This is a genomic window from Caballeronia sp. INDeC2 (genome assembly GCF_023631325.1).
Taxonomy (GTDB): domain Bacteria; phylum Pseudomonadota; class Gammaproteobacteria; order Burkholderiales; family Burkholderiaceae; genus Caballeronia.
The window spans coordinates 25,161-50,768 of sequence record NZ_JALQDG010000036.1 but is presented as its reverse complement, the minus strand read 5'-3'; the positions used below and the strand labels follow the sequence as shown (position 1 = coordinate 50,768).

Sequence of the window (25,608 nt, the reverse complement as noted above, 5' to 3'; positions counted from 1 at the left end):
ATGATCATCGACATTCACGGCCACTACACGACCGCGCCGAAAGCGCTGGAAGCGTGGCGCCACCGGCAGATCGCCGGCATCAAGAATCCTTCGGAGATGCCGGCTGCATCGGAGCTGCATATCGGCGACGATGAACTGCGCGAATCCATCGAAGCGAATCAGCTTCGGCTGATGCGCGAGCGCGGCCTCGATCTCACCGTCTTCAGCCCGCGTGCGAGCTTCATGGCGCATCACATCGGCGACTTCGAAGTATCGAGTACGTGGGCCGCGATCTGCAACGAGCTGTGTTATCGCGTGAGCGAGCTCTTTCCGGACAGCTTCATTCCCGCGGCGATGCTGCCGCAGAGTCCGGGCGTCGATGTCTCGACGTGCATTCCCGAGCTCGTGAAGTGCGTCGAGCAATACGGCAATGTCGCGATCAATCTGAATCCGGATCCGTCGGGCGGGCACTGGACGAGCCCGCCGCTCTCGGATCGCTACTGGTATCCGATCTACGAGAAGATGGTCGAGTACGATCTTCCCGCGATGATCCACGTAAGCACGAGCTGCAATGCGTGTTTCCATACAACGGGCGCGCATTATCTCAACGCGGATACGACCGCGTTCATGCAGTGCCTCACGTCCGATCTGTTCCGCGATTTTCCGACGCTCAAGTTCGTGATTCCTCACGGCGGCGGCGCGGTGCCGTATCACTGGGGACGTTTTCGCGGACTCGCGCAAGAGCTGAAAAAGCCTTTGCTGAAGGATCATTTGCTCAACAACGTGTTCTTCGATACATGCGTCTATCATCAGCCCGGCATCGACTTGCTGACGCGCGTGATTCCCGTCGACAACATTCTGTTCGCGAGCGAGATGATCGGCGCGGTGCGTGGCATCGATCCTGAAACGGGGCATTATTTCGACGATACCAAGCGCTATGTCGAGGCCGCGCAGATCGAACCCGAAGCGCGCTACAAGATTTACGAAGGCAACGCGCGCCGCGTGTATCCGCGCCTCGATGCGGCGCTCAAGGCAAAGGGACGCTGACATGTACGAACTCGGAGTGGTGTATCGCAACATCGATCGCGCGAACGCGGATGCGGCCCGCAAGCTCGGCGCGCTCGGCTCGGCGACCGTGCACGAAGCGATGGGCCGTGTCGGCCTGATGAAGCCCTGCATGAGGCCGATCTACACGGGCGCTCAGGCGAGCGGCACGGCCGTCACCGTGCTGCTGCAGCCGGGCGACAACTGGATGCTGCACGTCGCCGCCGAGCAGATCCGTCCGGGCGATGTCGTCGTGGCCGCATGCACGACCGATAACACGGACGGCTTCTTCGGCGATCTTCTCGCGACGAGCTTCAAGGCGCGCGGCGCGCGGGCGCTCGTCATCGACGGCGGCGTGCGCGATGTGCGCGTGCTGACGGAGATGAACTTTCCGGTGTGGAGCCGCGCGATATCTGCGAAAGGCACGGTGAAGGCGACGCTCGGCTCGGTGAACATTCCCGTCGTGTGCGCGGGCGCAATGGTCACGCCCGGCGATGTGATCGTCGCGGATGACGATGGCGTCGTCGTCGTGCCGTCTGCATCGGCGCAACAGGTGCTCGACAAGGCCATCGCGCGCGAGGCGCTCGAAGAAGAGAAGCGCGCGAAGCTCGCGAGCAGCGTGCTCGGCCTCGACATGTACAAGATGCGCGAGCCGCTGGAAAGAGCGGGCCTGCGCTATATCGACTGATGGGCATGAGCATCACCGCCATCTCTTCGATGGCCACGCGACAACTGCTCGACGAACTCGCTTCCACGTATGAAGCGACGACGCGGCAGCGTATCGCGATCGAATCGGTCGGCGGCGTCGCGGCGTTCAGGCGTATCGATGAAGGCGAGGCGTTCGATATCGTCGTGCTCGCGTCCGACGCGATCGACCGGCTCGCGGCGTCGGGGCGCATCGATGCGACGAGCCGCGTGCGCATCGCGCGCTCGGGTGTCGCGATCGCGGTGAAGTCGGGCGCGCGGCATCCTTTCATCGACGATGAAGCAAGCGTGCGCGAAGCGGTGCTCGCGGCGCGCGGCATCGGTTATTCGACGGGACCGAGCGGCGTCTATCTGACGCGCTTGTTCGAGCGCTGGGGCATTGCGGAACGCATCGCGTCGCGCATCGTGCAAGCGCCGCCGGGCGTCGCGGTGGGCGCGCTCATCGCGCGTGGCGAAGTGGAACTGGGCTTTCAGCAGATGAGCGAGATGATCGGCGTCGAAGGCATCGACGTGCTCGGCATGTTGCCGCCCGCGATTCAGACGCTGACGGTGTTCGAGGGCGCGATATGCGAGAACACGAGCGCGCCGCAACTCGCGCGCGCATTCCTTGCATTTCTCCGTTCGACCGATGCCGAAGACGCGAAAGCGCGTCACGGCATGGAGCCTTGCTAACCGCGCGCGGGAACGCGTGGGCGTTCCCGCGATGAAGGCCGATACAAAAGAAGAAGCGCCGCCGCTGATCAATGCCCCCAGCGCAGCACGAGCGGATCGAGCTTGCGCGCGACCTTCAACAATCCATCGCGCACGGCCGGGTGCATCGGCGCGAGCGGATGACGCACCGCATCCGAGCGAATTACGCCGCCTTCCTTCATCAGCGTTTTGCACGCGGCGAGACCGCACTGCCGGTTCTCGTAATTGATGAGCGGAAGCCATTGCTGATACAGATCGGCGGCTTTGTCGGTATCGCCCGTGAAATACGCATCGACGATCTTGCGGATGCCGTCCGGATAGCCGCCGCCCGTCATTGCGCCGGTCGCGCCCGCATCGAAGTCGGGGATCAGCGTGATCGCCTCTTCGCCATCCCACGGACCGACGATCGCATCGCCCCCCAACTCGATCAGTTCGCGCAGCTTCGACGCGGCCTGCGCCGTTTCGATCTTGAAGTACGACACATGCTCCACATCGCGCGCGAGCTTCGCGAGAAACGATGCCGAGAGCGGCGTGCCCGCAACGGGCGCGTCCTGAATCATGATGGGAATGTCGATCGCATCCGACACTTCGCGATAGAACTCGTGAATGCCGCGCTCGCCGACGCGAATCGTCGCGCCATGATACGGCGGCATGATCATGACCATCGCGGCGCCCGCGTCCTGCGCGGCGCGGCTGCGCTCGGCGCACACGCGCGAGCTGAAATGCGTCGTCGTGACGATGACGGGCACGCGCCCCGCGACATGTTCGAGCACCGTGCGCTGCACGGTATCGCGCTCGGCATCGGACAGTGCGAACTGCTCTGAGAAGTTCGCCAGTATGCAGACGCCGTGCGAACCGGCGTCGATCATGAAATCGATCGCGCGCTTCTGGCCTTCGAGATCGAGACGGCCTTGATCGTCGAAGATGGTCGGAGCGACGGGGAATACGCCGCGATAAACAGGTGCAGCCATTGAAGTGTGTCTCCTTTGATGAGTCTAGATTCGATACAGCGCGCTCGCATTATCGAAGAATAGCGCGAGGCGCTCTTCTCGCGTGCAATGCGCGACGATGGTCTTGAAGCCCGTGAAAAGATCATCCAGCGTGACGACGAGACTGTCGACCGGAAAGTTACTCGCGAACATGCAACGGCCGATGCCGAAGCTTTCGATCGCATCGCGCACGATGCGTCCGTTGCGTTCGACGCTCCAGCTTACGCCAGCTTCGCCGATGCCGGATATCTTGAGCCATACGTTCGGCCATTGCGCAAGCGCATCGAGCGCGGCGCGCCATGCGGCGAGCGCTTCGTCGCTGCGATCGGCGGGCAGGCCCGCATGGTTCACGATGATTTTCACCTGCGGAAAGTCGCGCGCGAGTTCTTCCGCTTCGCTGAAATGCCACCACGGCGCCTGCAATTCGAACATCAGGCCGCTTTGCGCGAGCAACGCATAGCCGCGTCGCCAGCGGGCGCAACGCATCGAGCCGGGCGCGTCGAAATCCGCGCGATGCGCCGCGCGCGGAACGGTCTTCGGCTTGTGACGCACGCTGCGCACGAGCGGCATCTCGCGATACGCGTCGATCACATCGGCGACATCTTCGCGATCGAGCCAGATCTGCGCGGCCATCGCGTTCGGCAGGCCGGTGCGTTCGTGCAATGCGGTGGCCCAGCGCACTTCGCCGAGCACGTCGCGCGGGTCCCATTCGCCTTCCATCATCACCGTCTTCACGATGCGATGATTACCCGCCTGCGCGAAGTAATCGTCGGGCAGGAAGTTCTTGCAGATCGCGGCGTAGTCGCCATAGCGAAACGGAATGCGCGGCAGATCGCGCAGCCACGGATGATAGTTGCGCGCCACGTCCCAGAAGTGATGATGCGCGTCGACGATGGGCAGGTCCGCGTCGTCGCCGCTTTCGAGGAAGCGTCGGCGCAAGGCTTCGATGCGCTCTTGCATCATGGCGTCAGCTCAGACGGTCTTGCGCCATGCGCACGGCGATGTCGAACGCTTTCTGCGTCGCGCCGACATCGGCACGGCCCTGCCCGTGGATATCGAACGCGGTGCCGTGTGCGGGCGTCGCGATCGGCACGGGCAGGCCGCCGTGTACGGTGACGCCGCGCCAGAAGCCCATCAGCTTCATCGCGATCTGACCTTGGTCGTGGTACATCGTGACGACGCCGTCGAAGACTTTCTGATCGCGTGCGCGCACGAAGATGGTATCGGCGGGAAAGGGGCCTTGCGCGTCGTAACCCTGTGCGCGCGCTTGTTCGACGGCCGGTGCGATCACGTCGATTTCCTCGCGGCCGAATGCGCCGTTGTCGCCGTTATGCGGATTGAAGCCGCATACCGCGATGCGCGGCTTTTCGACGCCCGCGCGCTTGAGACCGTCGTGAATCAATTGCACCGCGCCGACGATACGCTCCTGCGTCAGCTTCGCGCTCACGTCCTTCAACGCGATATGCGACGTCACGCGCGAGGTCCACAACTCGTCGAGCACATTGAACTCGCAGAACGCGCCGCTGAAATCGAGCTGGCGCGCGAACCATTCCATCTCGTCGTTCGTCTCCATGCCGGCCATGTGCAGCGAGGTCTTGTTGACCGGCGCGAAGAGCATCGCCTGCGTGCGGTTGGCGCGCGTCATCGCGAGCGCCTGTTTGAAGGCTTCGAGGCTGTAGCGGCCGCCGCGTTCGGTCGATACGGCGCGCTCGTAGGGCGCGTCGTCGGGCAGACGGAAGTCGATGAGCGATGGCACGTCGGTGTCGCGCGCGGCTGCATCGACGTTGTCGACGAGCCGATAGTCGAAGCGCTGCTGTGCGATCTCCATGCCTTTATCCAGCTCACGCCTGTCGCCGACGATTAGCAGGTCGGCGCGCGCGCGATTCTCCGGCTTCGCGATGAGGCGGGCGATGAGTTCGGGACCGATGCCGGCGGGATCGCCGAGAAGAACTGCGATGAGAGGTTTCATGTCTGTAGGGTCTCGTGATCGATTGTTAGCGGGTGCGGCGCAGATCGATGGCGATCGAACCGAAGATATACACCAGCGCGCACGCGCCGTAGAAGTGCAGCACCGAATCGAAGGAACCGGTGCGCTGAAGAATGAAGCCGGTGATGAGAGGAATCGAAATCCCGCCGACGCTGCCAGCACAGTTCATGCACGCACCGAGCAGCCCGACGCGTCCCGGGCTCGCGAGCATCGAAGGCAGGCTCCAGTAGAGACTGCCCCACATCAACAGGAACGATGCACCGCACAGCACCGCGACCGCGACGACGGGCGACGTGATCGTCGGCAGCGAGGCGAATACGGCGAGCGTCGCAATGCCCGAAACTGCGATCATGCTTTTCACGACCTTTCCGCGCGAGAAATTCATCGCGCACAGTGCATCGCACAGGAAGCCGCCCGACAGCGAGCCGAGTGCGCCCGCGAGGAAGATGAAGAAGGTGGCCGCGCCGATCTGCGACAGGCTCAAACCGCGCGCCTGCGTCAGATAGCTCGGGCCCCACGTGAGCAAGCCGAAGAAGATCATCGCCCAGCTCATGCGGCCGATGCACATCGCGATGGTCGAGCGCAGCGGCAGCGGCGCATCGTCATGGCTTGCGCGCGCCGCACTGGATACGGACGGCGCGCCGTCGCGTATATGCGCGAGCTCGGCGCCGTTCACGCCCGGATGCTTCGCGGGATCGTCGCGCAGATAGCGCCATGCGAGCCAGCCGCACGCGATCGTTGCAAGCCCCGCGACGACGAACGCGGTGCGCCACGAGCCGAACATCAGGATCAGATTCGAAATCGCGAGGCCGCCGATCGCCGCGCCGAGCGGCGAGCCCGCATCCATCAGCACCGCGCCGCGCGCGCGTTCGGTGCGTGACAGCCAGAGCGCGTTGAGCTTGCTGCCCGCGGGAAAGAGCGGGGCTTCCGCGCCGCCGAGACCCACGCGCAGAAGCAGCATCGACAGGCCGCCGGTGGCGGCGCCCATCAACGTCTGGAAGATGCCCCACAGAATAGTCGCGCCTGCAACGACCTTGCGCGGCCCGAGTTTGTCGATGAGCCAGCCGCCCGGAATCTGCAAGAGCGCATACGACCAGAAGAAGCTCGAGAGCACGAGTCCTTGCATTGCGGGCGAGAGCGCGAACTCCTTCGCGATGGTCGGCATCGCAATGGAAAGTGAGATGCGGTCCACGAGGTTGATCAGCGTGATGAGAAACACCACGCCGAAGATGCGCCAGCGCACGCTCGTCGCGTGTGCGGACGAGGCGGCGTCGCGCGCCGCGTGTGATTCGATCCTGCTCTCCATGTCTGTCTCCTGATAGGGCGGGCTGCATCGGCCCTGCATCATTGCGTCATTCGATGATGTTGAAGTCGCTCAGATGCTTGTCGGACAGCGTGATGCCGAGGCCCGGCGTTTCATCGGAGAGTTGCAGATAACCGTTCTCCGGCTGCGGCTCGCCGTCGAAGATGTAATAGAAGAGCTCGTTGCCCACCTCCACGTCGAACACGGGGAAGAACTCGGACATCGGGCTCGCGGTGCTCGACATCGTCAGGTGATAGTTGTGCATCTGCCCCGCGTGCGGAATCACGGGAACGGACCACGCTTCAGCCATCGCGTTGATCTTGCGCGCGGCGGTGATGCCCCCCACGCGATTCGTATCGTACTGAATGACATCGACGGCGCGGCGTTCCAGCAGATCCTTGAAGCCATAGCTCGTGAACTCGTGCTCGCCGCCGGAGATCGGCACGATGTTCATTTTCTTCAGCTCCTGATAGCCTTCGACGTCGTCGCCGATCACGGGCTCTTCGAGCCAGCGCGGATTGAACTCGGCAAGACGCGGCAGCATGCGGCGCGCATATTCCAGCGTCCAGCCCATATAGCATTCCAGCATGATGTCCACATCGTCGCCTGCGAGTTCGCGCAGCAGGCGCACCTGCTCCAGATTCTTCGCCATGCCCTTCGGACCATCTTTCGGGCCGTAGCCGAAGCGCATCTTCATCGCGGTGAAGCCCTGGTCGAGATAGCCCTGGGCTTCCGCGAGAAAGGCGTCGCGGTCGTCGTTGTTATAGAGCTTCGATGCGTAGCACCAGATCTTTTCTTTCGTGCGGCCGCCGAGCAGCTTGAAGACGGGCTTTTTCACCGCCTTGCCCATGATGTCCCACAGGGCGATATCCATCGCGGAGATCGCCGCCATGCCGATGCCTTTGCGGCCCCATGCGAGCGTGCGCCGATACATCTTCTGCCAGATATATTCATGATCGAACGGATCTTCGCCGATGGCGATAGGCGCGAGATATTCATCGACGATCTGCTTCGCGACGCGCGGCGCGAGCGCGCAATTGCCGATGCCGATGGTGCCGTCGTCGCATTCGATCTCGACGACGAGCCAGCCGTGAAAGCGGAACGAGCCCATCGCGTCGCCGCGCTCGTAGAGGATATCGACGGCATTCGTGCAGAAGTGCGCTTGCGGCCCAACGACCTTGCCTTTCCATTCGAAAACGCGTGCGCGGACGTGCTTGATCTTCATCTTCGGTGTCTCCGGTTCTATTCGGGTGGGGCCGCTGAAACGAGGGTTTGCGCGGCTGTATCGGGTAGCGCTAGTGTGCGAAACTCCGCGATAACTGACCATTGAATTATTTGCATCAGGCTATTTCCTGGAGTTATCGCTCGCATGATCGCGCCCGCAACGACCATACGCAAACGCCTGCGCCTGCGTCATCTGCAATTGATGACGGCGCTCTCGGAAACGGAATCGCTCAGAAGCGCCGCGGACGAACTCTCGATGACGCAGCCTGCCGCGACCAAGGCGTTGAAGGAGCTGGAGGACACCATCGGGGCAACGTTATTCGTGCGTCATGCGCGAGGGATGGAGCCGACCATCTACGGAGAGGCGGTGATGCGATACGCGCGCGTCGTCTTCGAGGATCTCGATGAATTGCGCGAGGAACTGGCGGCGATCGAGGCGGGCGATATCGGCAAGGTGCGCATCGGCGCGGTGATGGCGCCGGCTCCCGATTTGCTCACGAAGGTGATCGTGCAATTGAAGGAAGCGCATCCGCGCTTGCAGATCAGCGTGCAGATCGACACGAGCGATGTGCTCGTGCAGGCGTTACAGCAGGATCAGCTGGATATCGTGGTGGGGCGCATTCCTTACGGCTTTTCCGCGCTGGATCTGACGTTCGAGACCTTGTCGGAAGAGGCGCTCGCGATCGTCGCGCGGCCGGATCACCCGGCTGTCGGCATGACGGCGAAACCGAAGCTCGCCGATCTCGCGAAGTATCCGTGAATCGTGCAGCCGCATCCAAGTCCGATGCGGCAGATCATCGACCAGACGTTTCGGGAATCGCGCGTTGCGCCGCCGGTGAGTACCGTCGAGACGTCTTCTATTCTGACGACCTTGTCGCTCTTGAGGGACTCGGACATGCTCGCCGTGCTGCCGAGTTCAGTCGCAGACTATTATTCCGCGCTCGATACGATCGCTTCGTTGCCCACCGCATTGCGTGGGCGCCTCGCGCCTTATGGGTTGATTCTCAGGAAGAACCGGCGGATCAGTCCGGCGACGCAGCTGGTTATCGAAGCGATTCGGCAGGCGTGAGGGAGTAGCGAGGCGGCGCTCAGTCGAGCGGCAGACGGTTGGATTCCTTTATCGTGTGCATGACAAATGCACTGCGTACCTCTCTGACATGGGGCAGCGCCGCCAGGACTTTCCGGCTGAAGCTGGCGAATCCGTCGAGATCCGGCGCGACGATCCGCAGAAGATAGTCCTCGACACCGGACAGGATGTAACACGACAGGACCTGGTCGATTGGCTGCAAGGAAGTCTCGAACTCGACGGCGTCCCGTTCATGATGGGACGTGATCTTCACAAAGACGAAGGCGTCGATTCCGAAGCCGAGGGCCTTCCGGTTCAGGTCCAGGTGATAGCCTTCGATAACCCCGACCTCTTGCAGGCGTTTGACGCGACGCCACACAGGGGATGAGGAACTGTTCATTCGCTCGGCCAGTTCCGCCATGGATATGCGCGGATCTTCCTGCAGATGGCGAAGAATCTGACGATCGGTCGAACTGAGCGGCGTGGTTTCCACTGCGATTTCCTCTGGAACGAATTTGTGACTGCTGCGGGATCGCGGGTCAAGTCTATCGGATATTCAGCACCGTTCGGCAAGTTCATGCCGATGCTACTTCATATAGCGTGATATCCGACCGCAAGCGCTAGGGTTGACCCTGATCTCTTGGCGTCGTCCTTAAAGGTCGGCAAATCATTTCGCCTTGAAGTTATATGCCGGCATCACATGCCGCTCTCGTCCATTAAACCGGCAAAAATAGAAAAGAAAAACCGCCTGTCAAAAACTAGAATTTTTTGCATCAGGAGACGAGACATGTGGCAAGAATTCACTCAGGCACAGCTGGAGCGGGAGTACTCGCCTAGCTCTGTCGCCCGCGACTATCTGGCGGTCGTCGCTGCCTACACTGCCGAGAGCGAAGCGGTATCGGCATCCCTCGTAAGCTATCGACTGAAGTACGGCTTGCCGTCCGATGAGTATTCGATCGTATTCCCCGCCCGGAGCTCGGCGGGTGCGATCGTGGTTTTCATCCACGGCGGCTACTGGCAGGAACTCTCCGCGGAGGATTCCTGCTTCCCCGCGCGGGAGTTCGTCGAACGCGGTGTGTCGTATGCGGCCGTGAACTACACACTCGCGCCCCTTGCGAACATCGGCATGATGATTCGGCAATGTGAAAGGGCGATACGCGCCATTGCTGCCGCTCATCCTGACCTGAAGCTCGTGATCGCGGGAAGCTCGGCAGGGGCACACCTTGCCGCAATGATGGCGACGCTCGATTGGGAGCCCGAGCTCGAGACGCGAATCAAGGGTTATGTGCTTGCGTCGGGCGTCTACGATCTGCGCCCGATCGTAGGCACCTACATCAACGAGCCACTCGATCTGAGCAGCGAGACGGCTTTAGCGGTAAGCCCGATGTTCATCAAGACCCGCCATCGCTTGCCTACACTCATAAGCTGGGGCGAGCACGAAACTGCTGAATTCAAGCGTCAAAGCCTTGAATACGCACAGTGCCTGACCGATGACGCCGTGCCTGTACGGCTCCTCGAAGTCTCCGGACGCAACCACTTTGACATCCTGTTCGATCTGGCGACGCCGTCCAGCGAACTGGGCGCCGCAATTGAACATTTGATTGGAGCACAGTAAATGTCTGCAAGCCGCAATCGCGTGATTCCGGAAATCCGCAATCCGGAACTGGAGCTATCGCTCGTCAGTGAAATTGCTATTTCGACGAACGAAACGCGCAACGAAGCGGTGAAGACCACGGCCGGCGAGCCGATGGTCAGCTTCGAGGGAAAGAGCAATCCCTACATCGACTATCACCGCAACGACCTGTTGCTCAGCATCCAGCACATGCGCAGCGAAGGGCACGATGAAATGGTGTTCATCCTGATGACGCAGTGCAAGGAGTTGACGTTCAAAGCTATCCATTACGAGCTGTACAACATGCAGTTGCGTATCACACGAGACGACGTGAGCGGGGCGCTCGAGCTCGTCCCGCGCGTGAAGCGCCTGTTCGAGTACCTGATCAAGACCTGGGACGTGTTGTCGACGATTACGACGCACGGCTTCAACGAGTTCCGCAATCATCTGGGCGTGTCTTCTGGACAGCAATCGTATATCTACCGGCACGTCGAATTCATTCTCGGCAACAAGTCGAAGCGACTGGCGGCGGCGCATTCGAATAACCCCGATGTCTATCCGCAACTGCAAGAGGCACTCAACAATCCGAGCCTGTACGACGATGTACTGGCGCTGCTGCATCGCAGGGGTATTCCGGTGCCGGAGCAAGCGCTGGATCGCGCCTGGTCGGAAACGTACGCGTCCAATCCCGAGGTCGAGAAAGCATGGCTCGCGGTTTATGCGGACCCGTCACCGGACAACGACCTCTACCTTCTCGGCGAAGCGCTGATCGAAATTGCGGACTTGTTCGCCCAATATCGCTGGCGGCACTTTACCTCGGTGGAGCGCATTCTCGGTTTCAAGCCCGGTACGGGCGGTTCCGCAGGCGTCGGCTGGCTCAAACATGTCGTCGAACTTCGCTTCTTCCCGGAACTCTGGTCTATCCGCACTGTGTTGGGGGCGTGAGAGATGAATGATATGACCGTTCCCGCACCTCCCGCTCGCGATACGTTCGCGCTGACTCGGGAAAAGTTTTCCCTGCCGGAGGGTGTTCGATACTTCGATGGAAACTCGCTCGGCCCACTGCCCAAGGCCGTGCAGATGCAGGCCTACATCACGACGACCCACGAGTGGGGCGACGGGTTGATCCGCTCGTGGCGGAGCGCGAAATGGAATACGTTGCCGCAGCGTGTCGGCGATGCGATCGGCCGTTTGATCGGCGCGGCCGCGGGACAGGTGGTTGCCTGCGATTCCACGTCGGTCAACCTGTTCAAGGTCTTGACCGCGGCGCTACGCCTGCGTGCCGACCGGAAGGTGATCTTGACCGACGCATCGTCGTTTCCGACCGACCTTTACATCGCCGAGCAGGTGGCTCGGCTGTGCGGTGCGGAGATACTCAACTTGCCGGTGAGCGAATTTCCGAAATTCCTGAACGATCGCGTGGCGGCAGTATTGCTGTGCCATGTCGACTATCGCAGCGCCGAGGTTTATGACCTCGCTCGCCTGACACGCGCGGCACATCGGGTCGGCGCGCTCATGGTATGCGACCTTTCGCATTCCGCCGGTGCGATGCCCTGCAACCTCGACGAGTCCGAGGTCGATTTCGCGGTCGGCTGCGGATACAAATACTTGAACGGCGGTCCCGGTGCACCCGCTTTCCTGTACGCCGCGAAGCGTCACCACACGGATTGCGAACAGCCGCTGACCGGATGGTTCGGGCACGCCGCGCCGTTCGAGTTCACGCCGTCCTATGCGCCCGCGCCGGGCATCGAGCGCTTTCTCTGCGGGACGAATCAGGTGATCGCGCTTTCGCTCCTGAACCGTTCGCTCGAAGTGTTCGACGGAATTTCGATCGAAGAAATCAGAACCCGAAGCCTCGAGTTGACCGAGCAGTTCATATCGAGCGCGGAGAACCGGCTTGCTCCGCACGGGTTCGTAGTCGCCTCGCCGAAGGATTCGAATGTGCGCGGAAGCCACGTCTCGCTTCGTCACCCGCAAGGCTACGCCATCATGCAGGAGTTGAGCCGGCGAGGCGTAATCGGGGACTTCCGCATGCCGGATTTCATGCGATTCGGCTTCGCGCCGCTCTTCAACACGGCGGATGAAGTGGAGTACCTCGTGGATCAAATCGATCAGATCATGACGACTCGTGCCTGGGACAACCCCGACTACGAACAGCGTCGCGCCTTCACGTAAGCACGTAGCCGCAACAAAGAGAATGGAAACTTTCCATTTTAATCAGTATAACGAATCGACGGAGACATGAATGAGTGCGGTCAAAGGATTCAAGGTCATCGCGGACAGAGAAGGCGGACTGAAGCGATCTCTTACACGAGCTCAACTGATGATGATCGCCATCGGAAGCGCGATCGGCACAGGCCTTTTCCTGGGCAGCGGCGCCGCGATCCATCTTGCCGGGCCGAGCGTCATCATCAGCTTTGCAATCGGCGCTTTTATTGCCCTTCTTCTCATGGGTTGTCTGGCCGAAATGGTGGTCACACATCCGAGTACCGGCTCGTTCGGGTCGTACGCGGAACACTATCTGGGAGGCCTGGCGGGCTTCGTCGTCAGATACGCATACTGGATCTCCGTCGTGCTCGTGATCGGCGCCGAAGTGACGGCGATATCCGTCTATATGCACTTCTGGTTTCCAACCTCTCCGGGCTGGTTGTGGATCGTCGTCTTCTCCGCCGCGCTGATCGCGATCAATGCCCGAAGCGTCAGCGCCTTCGGAGCGGCGGAGTACTGGTTCTCGATCGTCAAGGTAGCCGCCATCGTCGGATTCATCATCCTCGGCAGCTACGCGGTGTTTTCCGCTCCCGAAAATAGCTCAGTGGGCCTCGCGAACTTCTATGTCGACGGCGGATTCTTTCCGAACGGATTCTCAGGAACATGGAACGCGGTGGTGGTTGCGGTATTCAGCTTTATCGGCATCGAGTTTATCGCCGTGGCGGCAGGCGAGGCCAATGAACCCGAGCGCGCCGCAAGGAGCGCATTCAAGTCGGCGCTTCTTCGACTCGTCATCTTCTATATTTTGACGGTCGGCTTGATGGTTGCCATCGTTCCCTGGCAGTCCGCCGGCACCGGCAAAAGTCCATTCGTGATGGTGATGGAAAAGATCGGAGTGTCTGGCGGTCCGAGCGTCATGAACTTCGTTATCTTGACGGCCGCCTTGTCGGCGATGAACGCCCAGCTGTACGTCGCGACACGGATGATCTTCAGCCTGTCACGGAGTGGCTATGCGCCGGCGTTCCTGAGCAACGTCAGCAGTAACGGCGTACCCGTTCGCGCTTTGCTGCTTTCGTCCCTCGGTGTGGCCTTTGCAGCGATCACGAGCGTCATGATGCCCGGAGGATCGTTCATTCTGGTCATGTCGATTGCGATGTTCGGGGCGCTCTTCGGCTGGCTGATGATCTTCGCGACTCATCTTCGGTTCCGTATGGCGTGCAAGCGCGATGGCGTTACCCCAGCGTTTCGACTGCCCTTGTTCCCGATTCCCACTTTGCTCGGCCTCTTCATGATGGTAGCGGTCATCGTCTCGACGTTCTTCGTGCCCGCGTTCCGCATGTCGGTGGTTACGGGTGTTCCGATGCTCGTCGTTCTCATGGTGACCTATGCGCTGCTTAAAAAGCCGGATCCGCAAAAACTTCTGGCGGTCGAGTGACCTGGAAATGAGCCGATCGACTGGAGCAACGCGATGACCAAGTACGACACGTTTCGCGAAGAGATGGCGGGCCGGGCAAACGTCGAAGATTCGCCTGAGCTCATCGCTTATTACCGCGACCTCGAGCGACTCAAGACCGGTGCACTGTGGACCGTGGCCAACAAGATCGAACCGTGGCAGCCGAAATCGGAATCGGTGCCCGTGATCTGGCGCTATCGCGATCTTCGTGAACATGTGCTGCGTTCCGTGCGGCTCGTCACGCCGGAGAAGGCTGGCCGGCGGGTGATCTTCCTCGAGAACCCTGGAAGGCGGGATGTATCGGCGGCAGTGGGATGGCTCTACTCGGGACTGCAGGTCATGCATCCGGGCGAGCGGGCCACCGCGCATCGGCACTCGTCTTCTGCGCTGCGTTTCATCATGGAAGGAAGCGGCGCATACACGATCGTCGATGGTCACAAGATGACGCTCGGCGCGAACGACTTCGTGCTCACGCCGAATGGCACATGGCATGAACACGGCGTCGAGGAGAACGGGACGCCATGCATCTGGCAGGACGGTCTGGATATCCCGCTGGTCAACGCACTCGAGGCCGGGTTCTATGCGGTGCACCCGGATTTGCATCAGGCCGTCGGATTTCCCGTGGATGACGGCGTGAGCATGTGGGGCGCGGCCGGACTTCGTGCGCATCAGGCTGGCTGGGACAAGCCTTATTCCCCGTTGTTCAAGTACCAGTGGGAACCGACGTACGATGCATTGGAAAACTACGCCGCGAACCACGATGACAACCCGTTCGACAGCGCGCTGATGCACTACACGAATCCTGTTACCGGTGGCCACGTCATGGCGACCGCCGGCGCCAGCATGCAGCGTCTTCGTCCCGGCTTCGAGGGAAAGGCTCACCGTCACACCGGGAGTTTTCTTTATCAGGTGGCAAAGGGCGCGGGCTATTCGATCATCGACGGACACCGTTTCGACTGGCGCGAACGGGACATATTCTGCGTCCCCTCGTGGGCATGGCATGAGCACGTGAACCTCAGTTCGACCGAGGACGCCTGCCTGTTCTCGTTCAATGATCTTCCAGTGATGGAAAAACTGGGGCTCTTCTACGAAGAGGCCTTGGCGGATAACGCGGGCCACCAGCCGGTTTCTTCGCAGCCAGCGCTTTGAGCGAAATTTCGCGTCGGAACTTTTGATTCAAGAGACACACATCATGCAACTCGCTACCTATCGAACGAATGTTACCGCTGCCGCCCGGCTCGGCGCGGTTGTCGGTGACTTCATCATCGACATCGAGCAACTCGGTGCTCACGCCGGTGTCACGCTTCCCTCCGATATGCTCGAATTCATCGACATCGGGCCGCACGCGGTCGAGCGCGTTGCGAAGCTGCTGGAGCAGCACGGGGGGAACGGGCCGCTGGACTGTGCTATTCCGCTCGTGAACGTGAAGCTGCTCGCACCCATTCCGCGGCCGCGGAAGAACATATTCGGCGTCGGATTGAATTACGTCGAACACGTGGATGAGTCGAGCCGGACACTGGACACGTCGAAGGATCTGCCGAAGCAACCGGTCATATTTTCGAAGCCTCCCACGAGCGTGATCGGAACAGGAGACGCCATCGAGCATAACGCGGCGATCACGCAGCAGCTCGACTGGGAAGGTGAGCTGGCCGTCGTCATTGGCCGTCGTGCAAAGAACGTGAGCGTGCAAGACGCGCTCGGCCACGTCTTCGGCTACACGGTCATTAATGACATCAGCGCCCGTGACAATCGCCGCGCCGGTCAATGGATCTTCTCGAAGGGCCAGGACACGTACGCACCGCTCGGACCTGTGCTCGTGACGGCCGACGAGATCGGCGATCCCCACGACCTGGAACTCGGCTTGAGGGTCAATGGCGTGGAGAAGCAACGCTCCAACACGCGCCACTTGTTGTTCGACATTCCAGCTCTGATCGCGGACATCAGTTCGGCCATTACGTTGGAACCGGGCGACATCATCGCGACGGGGACACCCGCGGGCGTCGGGGCGGGACGATCGCCTCAGGAATGGTTGTGGCCGGGCGATGTCGTCGAGGCGTGGGTCGAAAAGATTGGTACGCTGCGCAACCCGGTGGTCGCCGTGGGCAACGAGCCGCGAAAGACTCAGTCGCAACGTGCCGGGGATAACTGATGCTGCAACTTCGCAAATTCAAAGCCGCGGCGGTACAGACGGCCCCTGTGTTTCTCGACACGGATGCGACCGTCGAGAAGGCAGTGAGGCTCATTGCAGAAGCAGCGGCCAATGGCGCGCAGCTCGTGGCCTTCCCGGAAGTGTTCGTTTCCGCGTATCCCTATTGGAGCTGGCTCGGCGACCCATTGCAAGGCAGCCGCTGGTTCGAGCGCCTGGCGCGCGCGGCAATCGAGATTCCCGGCCCCGAGATTTCGAAGATCGCGGAAGCAGCAGCACTGCACCGGATCAACGTGGTAATCGGTGTCAACGAGCGCAGCCGGAGTTCCATCGGGACTTTGTTCAACACCGTCGTCACGATATCCGACGAGGGGCGGATTCTCGGCCGTCATCGCAAGCTGGTGCCCACATGGGCGGAAAAGCTCACGTGGGCGCCGGGGGATGCCGCATGCCTGCGTGTTCACGCTACGAGCGTGGGACCGCTCGGCGTGCTCGCTTGTGGAGAAAACACCAACACGCTCGCGCGCTTCGCACTGATCGCGCAAGGTGAGCTGGTGCACGTCGCGAACTACATCGCGTTGCCGGCGGCGCCGCTGGACTACGACATGGCCGAAGCCATCAAAGTACGCGCGGCTGCGCATAGCTTCGAGGGCAAGCTATTCACGGTCGTCTCGTGCTCGACCGTTTCAGAAGAGATCATTGGCGCGCTCGAAACCGATTATCCGAACGCGCGCGAGCGCCTGACGCGGCGCCACAGTGCGTTTTCAGGTTTTCTCGGACCGGACGGCCGGGTGATCGGTGAACCGCTCATCGACGAAGAAGGAATCGCCTACGCGGATATCGATCTCGGAAATTGTATCCAGCCGCGCCAGATGCATGACATCGCCGGGCAATACAACCGGTTCGATATTTTCGAACTTCGTGTGAAACGCAAGCCGCTGCAAGCAGCGAGGTTCGAGGATGCGGCTTCCGAACAAGCCGAGAACGATAACGAGTTGCTGGAGCCCGGAAATGAGTGAAAAGAAGGCCTTTCGTATCGGACAGATCGTTCCTTCCTCGAATACCACGATGGAGACGGAGGTCCCCGCCATCTTTCGGGCGCGCGAGGCCGTCGCAAGCGAACGCTTCACGTTTCATTCGAGCCGGATGCGCATGAAGCACGTGACGAAGGAAGAGCTGGAGCGCATGGACGGCGACAGCGAGCGATGTGCGCTCGAGCTGTCCGATGCGCACGTCGATGTCATCGGCTATGCGTGTCTGGTCGCCATCATGAGCATGGGACCTGGCTATCACCACACGTCGGAGGCCAGGCTGATGCGGCGGACGGTGGAAAACGGCGCGCTGGCGCCGGTCGTGACCAGTGCCGGTGCTCTGGTCGATGGTCTCAAGACGTTGGGCGCCAGGAAGGTGTCGATTCTCACGCCCTACATGAAGCCGTTGACCGGGCTGGTCATCGACTACCTCGCGAACGAGGGAATCGAAGTCGTCGACAGCATCTCGCTCGAAATCCCCGATAACATCGAAGTGGGACTTCGAGACCCGCGCGCGCCCATCGAGATAACGCGAAGACTCAATATTAGCGGAGTCGATGCCGTTGTCGCATCCGCCTGCGTTCAGATGCCGTCGCTCGCGTCCGTCCAGCCAATCGAGGATCGGATCGGCCTGCCGGTGGTGTCTTCTTCGGTGGCGACCGCATTCGCCATGCTCAAGCGGCTTGGCCTGGATCCGTCGGTGCCTGGCTTCGGCTCCCTGTTGTCCGGACGATATTGAGAAGTTCGAGCGTTACGTACGAGTGACGTTTGCGACCGAGCAAATAGTAAATCGGTTTAAGTTAGATATGCTAAGGAGACGGAAAATTAAAAGACCAATCATAGCGGCCATTGCGACTTTGACGTGCGGAGCCGCTTCAGCGCAATCATCCGTGACTTTGTACGGAATAATCGATGCGGGCGTCACTTACACCAATCGGGTGGATACGCCCACGCAGAAGGGCGCCGTCGTGCAATTCACGTCGGGATCTTCACAGGGCAGTCGATGGGGACTGAGAGGATCCGAAGATCTGGGCGGTGGACTCAAAGCGATCTTTGCTCTTGAGAACGGTTTCGACGTCGGAACGGGCGCACTCGGTCAGGGCGGGCTCGAGTTCGGACGACAAGCCTTCGTCGGACTGTCGAGCAATTGGGGCACGCTCACGCTGGGCCGGCAGTACGATTTCATCGGCGACATCTTCCCGGCGTTCGCGGTAGGCTCGAATTCACCAGCGGGCCTTCTCGCATGGAGTCTCCCCGCATACGCCGCCGGCAGCTACTCGCTCGACAATCGCGTATGGGGCGATCAGGTGAACAACGCGGTGAAGTACCAGTCGCCGTCCATCGCGGGTTTCACGCTTGGCGGTATGTACGGTTTCGGTAACGTTGCCGGTTCGCTGGGCACGAACAGTTCGAGCAACTTCGTCGTGAGCTACGACAACGGACCGCTGAGCGCTGCACTTGCGTATATGTCGATCCACAATGCCACGCCTTCTGCAAACTCGAGAGAATTCGCGGGCGGCGCGGCCTACATGATTGGAAAAGCGCGCCTGTTCGGAATGGTCTCCGACGTACAACTCAGCAGCGGAACGAAACCGCGCGCAACGACCTATGAAGCCGGCCTGGCCTATCAGGTCGTTCCGGCGTTGTCTCTTGCGGGCGGCGCGCAATATCAGCACCGCAACAATGGAGTCGGCAGCGCGAACCAGTTGACACTCAGCGGCGACTATTTCCTCTCGAAGCGTACGGACGTCTATCTCGTAGCCGCGCTTGCGCATGACCACGGCTTTAGCGCACAGGCGCAGGCCGCGCTAGGTGACGTGTCCGGGACGGACGTGCAGACCGCGGTTCGAATCGGGATTCGCCACAAGTTCTAAGCGTGCTATGTCCACGTAGCGTTGCGGCCGCCGCGTCCTGATTCAGAGTACCTAAGTGGTCCCCGCAACGGGGGCCTTTGACCGGCGTTCGCGCCGGTCTTTTTTTGCGTTTGAAAGCAGTATGCGTGCATTCGAGTAGCAAAGGCGTTTTGCGGAGGAATACGAGCAGGCCCTCACGACCCGCTCCGCCGCTGCGCCAGCTTCAACTCCCCATGCGCCGTGTGCCCGGCATTATCGGAAGCTGCAGCACTATCCAGTGCGATATCCGGCCGCATGAAAAACGTCATCACGATTCCGACCGCGAGCAACCCGAGCGATCCTGCGAAAGGCAACGTCCAACTCCCAGTCCGGTCGACGACGAACCCGAACACGATCGGCGAAAAGATCCCGGCGATAGCCGATCCCGCATTGACAAGCCCGCTCGCGATCCCGACGTGCTTCGGCGTAATGTCCATCGGCACGGCCCAGATCGGCCCGATCGTCATCTCCAGAAAGAAGAACGACAGGCTCAACGACGCCGCCATGATAGGCAGCGATTTCACGACCATCACCGGCGCGAGAAACACGAGCGCACCGAGGAACGCGACGATGATCATGTTGCGCCGCGCTGAAACGACACTGCCCGTGCGCTTCAGAATGCGATCCGAGATCACGCCGCCCGCCGTATTGCCGACGACACCCGAAAGAAACACGCCCGCCGAAAAGAGCGCCGAGCTCTTCAGATCGAGACCGCGTCCATGCATGAAGAAAGTCGGCAGCCACGTGAAGAAGAGCCAGCCGGTCCAGCCATAGCAGAAGTAGACGATCATCGTCGGCGAGATGCGCTTGAGCAGGCGCCCCCAGGGCGTAGGCTCGCGTGTCTTGTCGACGGCAACCTTGTTTTCAGGCGGCAACTGCGCTTCTTCCTCGGCCGTCATGTGCCGATGCTTGCGCGGGTTATCTGCGAAGTACCACGCATATACGACGACCCACACGGCCGTCAGCGCGCCTACGAGCACGAACGAAGCGCGCCACGAAGCGAACGCGACCAGCAACGCGATCAAGGGCGGCGTGAGCGCGTTGCCGAGGCGCGAGAACGAATGCGTGAGACCTTGCACGAAGCCGCGCTTGCCCGCCGGATACCAGTTGACGAGTGCACGCGCCTGCGCGGGCAACGCCGCGCCTTCGCCGACGCCGAGCAGCATGCGCGCGCAGAACAGCGACACGACGCCACCCGCGAATCCCGTCGCGATCGTCGCAACGATCCAGATCGACGCGCACAGCACGAGCGTCGTCTTGGCGCCGAAGCGATCGCTGAACCATCCGCCGATGACCTGGCAGATCGCATACGTATAAGCGAACGCGCCGAACACGAGGCCGATGTCGGTATTGGTGAGATGAAGGTCGTCGCGTATCAAACCTGCCGCCGCGGACAGGTTCACGCGATCGAGGTACATGATGAACGACATCGCGCACATCAGCGCGAGAACGGAGCGTGTGACTCTGGGGCGATGCAGCATCTCTTGTGTCTCCTCCGAGGCTTGTTGCGCGCGGATTCATCCGTTGCGCGCGCTCTTTTCGAGGGCGGATCGCATGTCGATCCGACGTCCCGAAGTCTCGCGAAAACAGCGATAGCCGTCTATTGAATTCGCTTCATGAGGTGATTACCGGCGGTTATGGCTCATAAACGCAAACGGCTCGCGTCCCGAAGGGTCGCGAGCCGCGCATCATCGAACCGCGATACGGCCTCAGGCCGTCGCGCGCATGCCTTCGTCGTGCAGACGGAACGTCTCCACTGCCGTGCGCAACGCGCCCGCCTGATCTTCCAGCGACTGCGCCGCCGCAGCCGCTTCTTCGACGAGCGCCGCGTTCTGTTGCGTCACTTCGTCCATCTGCGTGACGGCGCGCGCCACTTGCTCGATGCCGCTGCTTTGTTCTTCCGAAGCCGCCGCGATCTCGCCCATGATGTCGGTCACGCGATGTACGGCCGTGCTGATCTCGTTCATCGTGCGGCCCGCTTCGTCGACGAGCGCGGTGCCCGATTGCACACGCTCGACCGAGTTGTCGATCAGTTCCTTGATCTCCTTCGCCGCCGCCGACGAACGCTGCGCGAGCGAGCGCACTTCGCCTGCGACGACCGCGAAGCCGCGTCCTTCCTCGCCGGCGCGCGCTGCTTCGACAGCCGCGTTCAACGCGAGAATGTTGGTCTGGAACGCGATGCCTTCGATGATCGTGATGATGTCCGCGATCTTCGAAGAGCTCTGGTTGATCTCGCCCATCGTCGTCACGACTTGCGACACGACATGGCTGCCCTTGCCCGCGATCTCCGATGCATTCGCCGCGAGCACGCTTGCCTGACGCGCATTGTCGGCGTTCTGCTTCACCGTGCCCGTCAGTTCGTCCATGCTCGACGCGGTTTCCTGAAGCGCCGACGCCTGTTGTTCCGTGCGTGACGAAAGATCCACGTTGCCCGCCGCGATCTGCTTGGTCGCCGATGCAATCGATTCGCTGCCGCCGCGCACCGTGCGAACCGTATCGATGAGGCTCGATTGCATGGTCGCGAGACCGCGCAGCAACTGGCCCATTTCATCGTTCGACGTCACCGTCACGTTGCGGCGCAAGTCGCCGTTCGCGATCGCCTCGAATTGCGCGAGCGCGGCATCGAGCGGACGCGAGATACGGCGGCGCAACGAGATCCACGTATAAAACGCCGCCGCCACACCAAGGAGAATCGCAACGATGCTGCCGATGCGGAACGTGGCCAAGGTCTGCTCGCCTTCGTCGTACGCGGCCTTCGCCTGTTCGAATTGCAGCTTGCGCAACTCGGCGCCCGTCTTCGCGAATTCGTTGAACGATGCCTGCATCCCGCTTGCATCGTCGACGATCTTCGCCTGGTCCTTCGCGCGGATATCGGCATAACCTTCGTCGATCAGCTTTTGCAGCGCGAGACGCTGGCCGTTGAACTTCTCGGCGAGCGTCTTTTCATCGGGCGCTTGCGGCAGGCCGGCATATCTCGTCCAGGCGTCGTCGGAGGTTTTGCGCATGAGCGCGCCGCGGCCGATCGCATCTTCCGCAGCGGGCGTGCCCACGTTCAGCGCCGCGCGGTCGAAGGAAAGACGCTCGCGCGCCATGAACATTTCCGCATTGCCGACCGATACCGCGCTCGGCATTTGATTCGTGAAGAGGTCGTACGTTACCGCGTTGGACCGGCTCATGCCGATCAGTCCGACCATGCCGATCGCGACGAGCAGCGCGCTCAGAAGCGTCATGGCCAAGGCCAATCGGCCTTTGATTGTCGAAAACATAGTTCTCTCAAGGTGGCTGCATCGCGAAGGCGCAAGCGCTCGGGCGGCGATGCTTCGCCTGCTGCGCGGCCGATGGCACTCATCGGCTGGCCTGTATAACGACAGCGGCGCAAGGTCCTTTAATGGGCAATTAGCACGCATTTCAGAACGCTTACGCATAAAGAGCCCTTTTTGCAGGGCTTTTCCGTTGTGCGTCAGCGTTTGCCGCCGGCGCGGTCGAATGTCGTCGGCAAATCGGCGAGCGAATGTTTACAAACGGCTTCTGGCGCGGATCGGGCAAAAGTCATCGGGTTATCACCGAATCGACGATAAGCACGAAGCCGAGCATCACCAAAACGATGCCGATAACCTGCGGCACGCGCTTGAACGAAGGCAGCAGACGTTCCGCGGTTATCGCCAGCGTGACGAGCGCCATTGCGAGCAGATCCATGACGCCGAAGACGAAGAGCGTCGCTGTCAGCCCCGCACAGCAGTACACGCAATGAAGTCCGAGCCGCACGCCGTCGCGCCAGGCGGAACGCATGTCGTGGCAACGCGCGAGCAGCCTCGCACGCCACGTCGAACAATGCAGCATGCCCGCCATCGACACGACCGCGCCGCTCGCGAACGGAACACAGCGCGCGATGACCGGTGCACGCGTTACGACTTCAGTGAAAATCGCGCCGAGTACAAAAGCGGCGACGCCCGTCATCGTCCAAACGAAGGCATAACCCGCGGTCATTCTCCACGAACGCCGCACGTCAGCGGCGCGATAACGCCACAGAAGCGGCGCGAACGATGGCAGCATCATCGCGGTCATCATCGCGATCCACATGCCGATGAACGCCGCCGCCGCGCGCAGCCATGTGCGGCCGCACATCGGCGTGAAGGTGGGCGAGAGCATCCAGCCGCCGGGCATCGGCAACGGGTTCATCCACGACATCGATACGTGCATCGCGCAAGTCACGATCACGCTCGCGAGAAAGACGAGCATGGCCACGGCCACAAAGCGTCGGCGCGCAAGCACGTTCATGATGTCCTCCAATGCGCTTTGACTACGGTGTTAGATTAGTCGCGGGCATCCACAGCAAAGGAGTGACAAGTGTGTCGGGATTCGCATGGATTCGTTGATCACGGCCGCGGCGCGTGCGCTTGCGGCGGGTGATCCGCTCGGCGCGCTGAACCGCATTGCGCTGCGCGAGGACGCAAGCGCGCTCGCGTTGCGCGGCATCGCGATGGCGCAGCTCGGCGACTTCGTGCGCGCGCGTGCGCTCGTGAAAAGCGCGGCGCGCGCGTTCGGTGCGAGAGAGGCGCTGGCGCGCTCGCGCTGCATCGTCGCGGAAGCGGAGATCGCGCTCGCGTCGCGCGATCTCACGTGGCCCGCGAAGGCGCTCGATCACGCCCGCGCGGTTCTCGAGGCGCACGGCGACCACGTGAACGCGGCACATGCGCGCTATCTGGAAGTGCGTCGCGCGCTGCTCATCGGACGTATCGACGATGCCGAGCGCATGCTCGTCGAGCTGAATCCCGCAGCGCTTCCCGCTGCATCGCGGGCCGCGCATGAGCTGATGGCGGCAGGCATCGCGATGCGGCGTCTTCATACGAAAGCCGCGCACGCCGCGCTCGAACGCGCGACGCAAGCCGCGCGGCAAGCGGGCATTCCGGCGCTCGCCGCCGAAGTCGACAGCGCCTGCCGCATGTTGAGCACGCCCGTCGCGCGGCTCGTTGCGCACGGGAAAGAGCGGCTGCTGCGGCTGGAAGAAGTGGAGGCGCTGTTCGCATCGAACGCGTTCATCGTCGATGCATGCCGTCTGTGCGCGCGCGAAAATGGCACGTCGATATCCCTCGCGACGCGCCCCGTGCTCTTCACGCTCGCGCGCATGCTCGCGCAGGCATGGCCGCACGACGTGCCGCGCGATGCGCTGATTCTGCGGGCGTTTCGTATCAGGGAAGCGGACGAGACGCATCGCGCTCGGCTGCGTGTCGAGATCGGCAGGCTGCGCACGATGCTGCGCGCGCATGCGAACATCGACGCGACGCCGCACGGCTTCGTGCTGAGGCCGCGTCATGCGCGCGAGGTGGTCGTGCTCGCGCTGCCCGTCGAAGACGAGTACGCGCCGCTGCTCGCGTTTCTCGCCGATGGCGAATCGTGGTCGAGCTCGGCGCTCGCGATCGCGCTCGGCGCGAGCCAGCGCACGGTGCAGCGCTCGCTCGATGCGCTCGCCGCGAGCGGCAAGGCGCAATCGTTCGGACGCGGCCGCGCGCGCCGTTGGACCACGCCGCCGATGCCCGGATTCACGACGACCTTGTTACTCCCCATCGGGCTCGCGAGTGATTAGCATGAAGTCTCATCGGTCATGAAAAGGACGGCGACATGAAACGCGCAAAAGCGGAAATCATCCGTGAATATGGGCCTTTTCCCGATGTCGAGGGCGTGCACGGCGTCACGTGGGACGGCGAGCGCGTGTGGTTCGCGGCGGGCGATACGCTCAACGCCTTCGACCCCGACAGCGGCGAGAAAGAGCGCTCGCTGAACGTCGCGGCCCATGCGGGCACGGCCTTCGACGGGGAGCATCTGTTTCAGATCGCCGAGGACCGCATCCAGAAGATCGATCCGAAGACAGGCCGCGTTCTATCGACGATTCCAGCGCCGGGCGGCGGCGCGGACTCGGGCCTCGCGTGGGCCGAAGGCACGCTCTGGGTCGGACAATACAACGAACGCAAGATTCATCAGGTCGATCCGGACAACGGCGCGATCCTGCGCACCATCGAGTCGAATCGCTTCGTCACGGGCGTGACGTGGATCGACGGCGAACTCTGGCACGCGACATGGGAAGGCGACGAGAGCGAGCTGCGGCATATCGATCCGCAATCGGGCGAGGTCATCGAGCGATTGGAGATGCCCGAAGGCGTGGGCGTATCGGGGCTCGAATCGGACGGACACGAGCGCTTTTTCTGCGGCGGCGGGCGCACGGGCAAGGTGCGGGCCGTGCGCAAACCGAAGCGCGGCTAAAGTTTTGCCTCTCGCCCCGGC

Annotated in this window: 23 protein-coding genes and 1 pseudogene; 15 read left to right on the top strand and 9 right to left on the bottom strand. The window is 61.8% G+C overall.

The features are described from left to right. The 3 genes from NCS28_RS23015 to NCS28_RS23005 are packed head-to-tail and all read left to right on the top strand — an operon-like array spanning position 1 to position 2,400. Positions 1–1,026, top strand: coding sequence for an amidohydrolase family protein (locus NCS28_RS23015; RefSeq protein ID WP_250516087.1), 1,026 nt, complete (start codon positions 1–3; stop codon positions 1,024–1,026). 1 nt (position 1,027) lies between these two features. Next, on the top strand, positions 1,028–1,711 hold the full coding sequence (gene ligK / locus NCS28_RS23010; RefSeq protein WP_250516086.1) for a 4-carboxy-4-hydroxy-2-oxoadipate aldolase/oxaloacetate decarboxylase: 684 nt from the start codon (positions 1,028–1,030) through the stop codon (positions 1,709–1,711). 5 nt (positions 1,712–1,716) lie between these two features. Further along, the gene (locus NCS28_RS23005; RefSeq protein WP_250516085.1) at positions 1,717–2,400 is read left to right on the top strand and encodes a substrate-binding domain-containing protein; all 684 of its coding nucleotides are present in this window, start codon (positions 1,717–1,719) and stop codon (positions 2,398–2,400) included. 68 nt (positions 2,401–2,468) lie between these two features. Here the strand turns inward: NCS28_RS23005 and NCS28_RS23000 are convergent, their stop codons facing one another. The 5 genes from NCS28_RS23000 to NCS28_RS22980 are packed head-to-tail and all read right to left on the bottom strand — an operon-like array spanning position 2,469 to position 7,922. After that, a complete protein-coding gene (locus NCS28_RS23000; RefSeq protein ID WP_250516084.1) occupies positions 2,469–3,389 on the bottom strand; it encodes a dihydrodipicolinate synthase family protein in 921 nt (306 codons plus the stop codon). A gap of 24 nt (positions 3,390–3,413) precedes the next feature. Then, the gene (locus NCS28_RS22995; RefSeq protein WP_250516083.1) at positions 3,414–4,370 is read right to left on the bottom strand and encodes an amidohydrolase family protein; all 957 of its coding nucleotides are present in this window, start codon (positions 4,368–4,370) and stop codon (positions 3,414–3,416) included. Positions 4,371–4,374: 4 nt separating this feature from the next. Continuing rightward, positions 4,375–5,376 carry a 4-hydroxythreonine-4-phosphate dehydrogenase PdxA gene (locus NCS28_RS22990; protein WP_250516082.1) on the bottom strand — a complete coding sequence of 334 codons (1,002 nt, stop codon included), beginning with the start codon at positions 5,374–5,376 and terminating at the stop codon, positions 4,375–4,377. Between the two features lie 25 nt (positions 5,377–5,401). Beyond that, positions 5,402–6,700: an MFS transporter gene (locus tag NCS28_RS22985; protein ID WP_250516081.1), complete on the bottom strand. Its 1,299-nt coding sequence runs from the start codon at positions 6,698–6,700 to the stop codon at positions 5,402–5,404. A gap of 46 nt (positions 6,701–6,746) precedes the next feature. After that, positions 6,747–7,922 (bottom strand): L-rhamnonate dehydratase, encoded by a 1,176-nt coding sequence (locus NCS28_RS22980; protein ID WP_250516080.1) that lies wholly within the window; start codon positions 7,920–7,922, stop codon positions 6,747–6,749. Positions 7,923–8,066: 144 nt separating this feature from the next. Between NCS28_RS22980 and NCS28_RS22975 the strand changes: the two are divergent. Beyond that, positions 8,067–8,990, top strand: a pseudogene (locus NCS28_RS22975) (LysR family transcriptional regulator). 19 nt (positions 8,991–9,009) lie between these two features. Here NCS28_RS22975 and NCS28_RS33370 read toward each other — a convergent pair. Then, positions 9,010–9,480 carry an Lrp/AsnC family transcriptional regulator gene (locus NCS28_RS33370; RefSeq protein WP_250516079.1) on the bottom strand — a complete coding sequence of 157 codons (471 nt, stop codon included), beginning with the start codon at positions 9,478–9,480 and terminating at the stop codon, positions 9,010–9,012. 294 nt (positions 9,481–9,774) lie between these two features. Between NCS28_RS33370 and NCS28_RS22965 the strand changes: the two genes are divergently transcribed. From NCS28_RS22965 to NCS28_RS22925, 9 genes are all read left to right on the top strand, one after another. Then, entirely contained in the window at positions 9,775–10,602 is an 828-nt protein-coding gene (locus NCS28_RS22965; protein WP_250516078.1) for an alpha/beta hydrolase, read from the top strand. Beyond that, positions 10,603–11,544, top strand: coding sequence for a tryptophan 2,3-dioxygenase (locus NCS28_RS22960; RefSeq protein ID WP_250516077.1), 942 nt, complete (start codon positions 10,603–10,605; stop codon positions 11,542–11,544). Between the two features lie 3 nt (positions 11,545–11,547). Then, complete coding sequence (kynU, locus tag NCS28_RS22955) at positions 11,548–12,774, top strand: kynureninase (protein WP_250516076.1); 1,227 nt, start codon at positions 11,548–11,550, stop codon at positions 12,772–12,774. A gap of 70 nt (positions 12,775–12,844) precedes the next feature. Continuing rightward, positions 12,845–14,242: an amino acid permease gene (locus tag NCS28_RS22950; RefSeq protein ID WP_250516075.1), complete on the top strand. Its 1,398-nt coding sequence runs from the start codon at positions 12,845–12,847 to the stop codon at positions 14,240–14,242. Between the two features lie 33 nt (positions 14,243–14,275). Further along, on the top strand, positions 14,276–15,409 hold the full coding sequence (locus tag NCS28_RS22945) for a cupin domain-containing protein (protein ID WP_250516074.1): 1,134 nt from the start codon (positions 14,276–14,278) through the stop codon (positions 15,407–15,409). A gap of 43 nt (positions 15,410–15,452) precedes the next feature. Continuing rightward, positions 15,453–16,409, top strand: coding sequence for a fumarylacetoacetate hydrolase family protein (locus tag NCS28_RS22940; RefSeq protein ID WP_250516073.1), 957 nt, complete (start codon positions 15,453–15,455; stop codon positions 16,407–16,409). Further along, entirely contained in the window at positions 16,409–17,425 is a 1,017-nt protein-coding gene (locus tag NCS28_RS22935; RefSeq protein WP_250516072.1) for a carbon-nitrogen hydrolase family protein, read from the top strand. The genes NCS28_RS22940 and NCS28_RS22935 overlap by 1 nt, the downstream gene beginning before the upstream one ends. Next, complete coding sequence (locus tag NCS28_RS22930) at positions 17,418–18,176, top strand: maleate cis-trans isomerase family protein (RefSeq protein ID WP_284505614.1); 759 nt, start codon at positions 17,418–17,420, stop codon at positions 18,174–18,176. Before NCS28_RS22935 ends, NCS28_RS22930 begins: the two co-directional genes overlap by 8 nt. A 22-nt stretch (positions 18,177–18,198) precedes the next feature. Beyond that, complete coding sequence (locus tag NCS28_RS22925; protein WP_250516071.1) at positions 18,199–19,311, top strand: porin; 1,113 nt, start codon at positions 18,199–18,201, stop codon at positions 19,309–19,311. 173 nt (positions 19,312–19,484) lie between these two features. Here NCS28_RS22925 and NCS28_RS22920 read toward each other — a convergent pair whose 3' ends face one another. The 3 genes from NCS28_RS22920 to NCS28_RS22910 all read right to left on the bottom strand — a co-directional run bounded on the left by NCS28_RS22920 (position 19,485) and on the right by NCS28_RS22910 (position 23,607). Next, complete coding sequence (locus NCS28_RS22920; RefSeq protein ID WP_250516070.1) at positions 19,485–20,810, bottom strand: MFS transporter; 1,326 nt, start codon at positions 20,808–20,810, stop codon at positions 19,485–19,487. Positions 20,811–21,038: 228 nt separating this feature from the next. Then, a complete protein-coding gene (locus NCS28_RS22915; RefSeq protein WP_284505611.1) occupies positions 21,039–22,595 on the bottom strand; it encodes a methyl-accepting chemotaxis protein in 1,557 nt (518 codons plus the stop codon). 283 nt (positions 22,596–22,878) lie between these two features. Further along, positions 22,879–23,607 carry a DUF2182 domain-containing protein gene (locus tag NCS28_RS22910; RefSeq protein WP_250516068.1) on the bottom strand — a complete coding sequence of 243 codons (729 nt, stop codon included), beginning with the start codon at positions 23,605–23,607 and terminating at the stop codon, positions 22,879–22,881. 85 nt (positions 23,608–23,692) lie between these two features. Here NCS28_RS22910 and NCS28_RS22905 point away from each other — a divergent pair, with 85 nt between their 5' ends. Next, positions 23,693–24,913 carry a helix-turn-helix domain-containing protein gene (locus NCS28_RS22905; protein WP_250516067.1) on the top strand — a complete coding sequence of 407 codons (1,221 nt, stop codon included), beginning with the start codon at positions 23,693–23,695 and terminating at the stop codon, positions 24,911–24,913. Positions 24,914–24,948: 35 nt separating this feature from the next. Further along, on the top strand, positions 24,949–25,587 hold the full coding sequence (locus NCS28_RS22900; protein ID WP_250516066.1) for a Vgb family protein: 639 nt from the start codon (positions 24,949–24,951) through the stop codon (positions 25,585–25,587). The last annotated feature ends 21 nt before the right edge of the window (positions 25,588–25,608 follow it).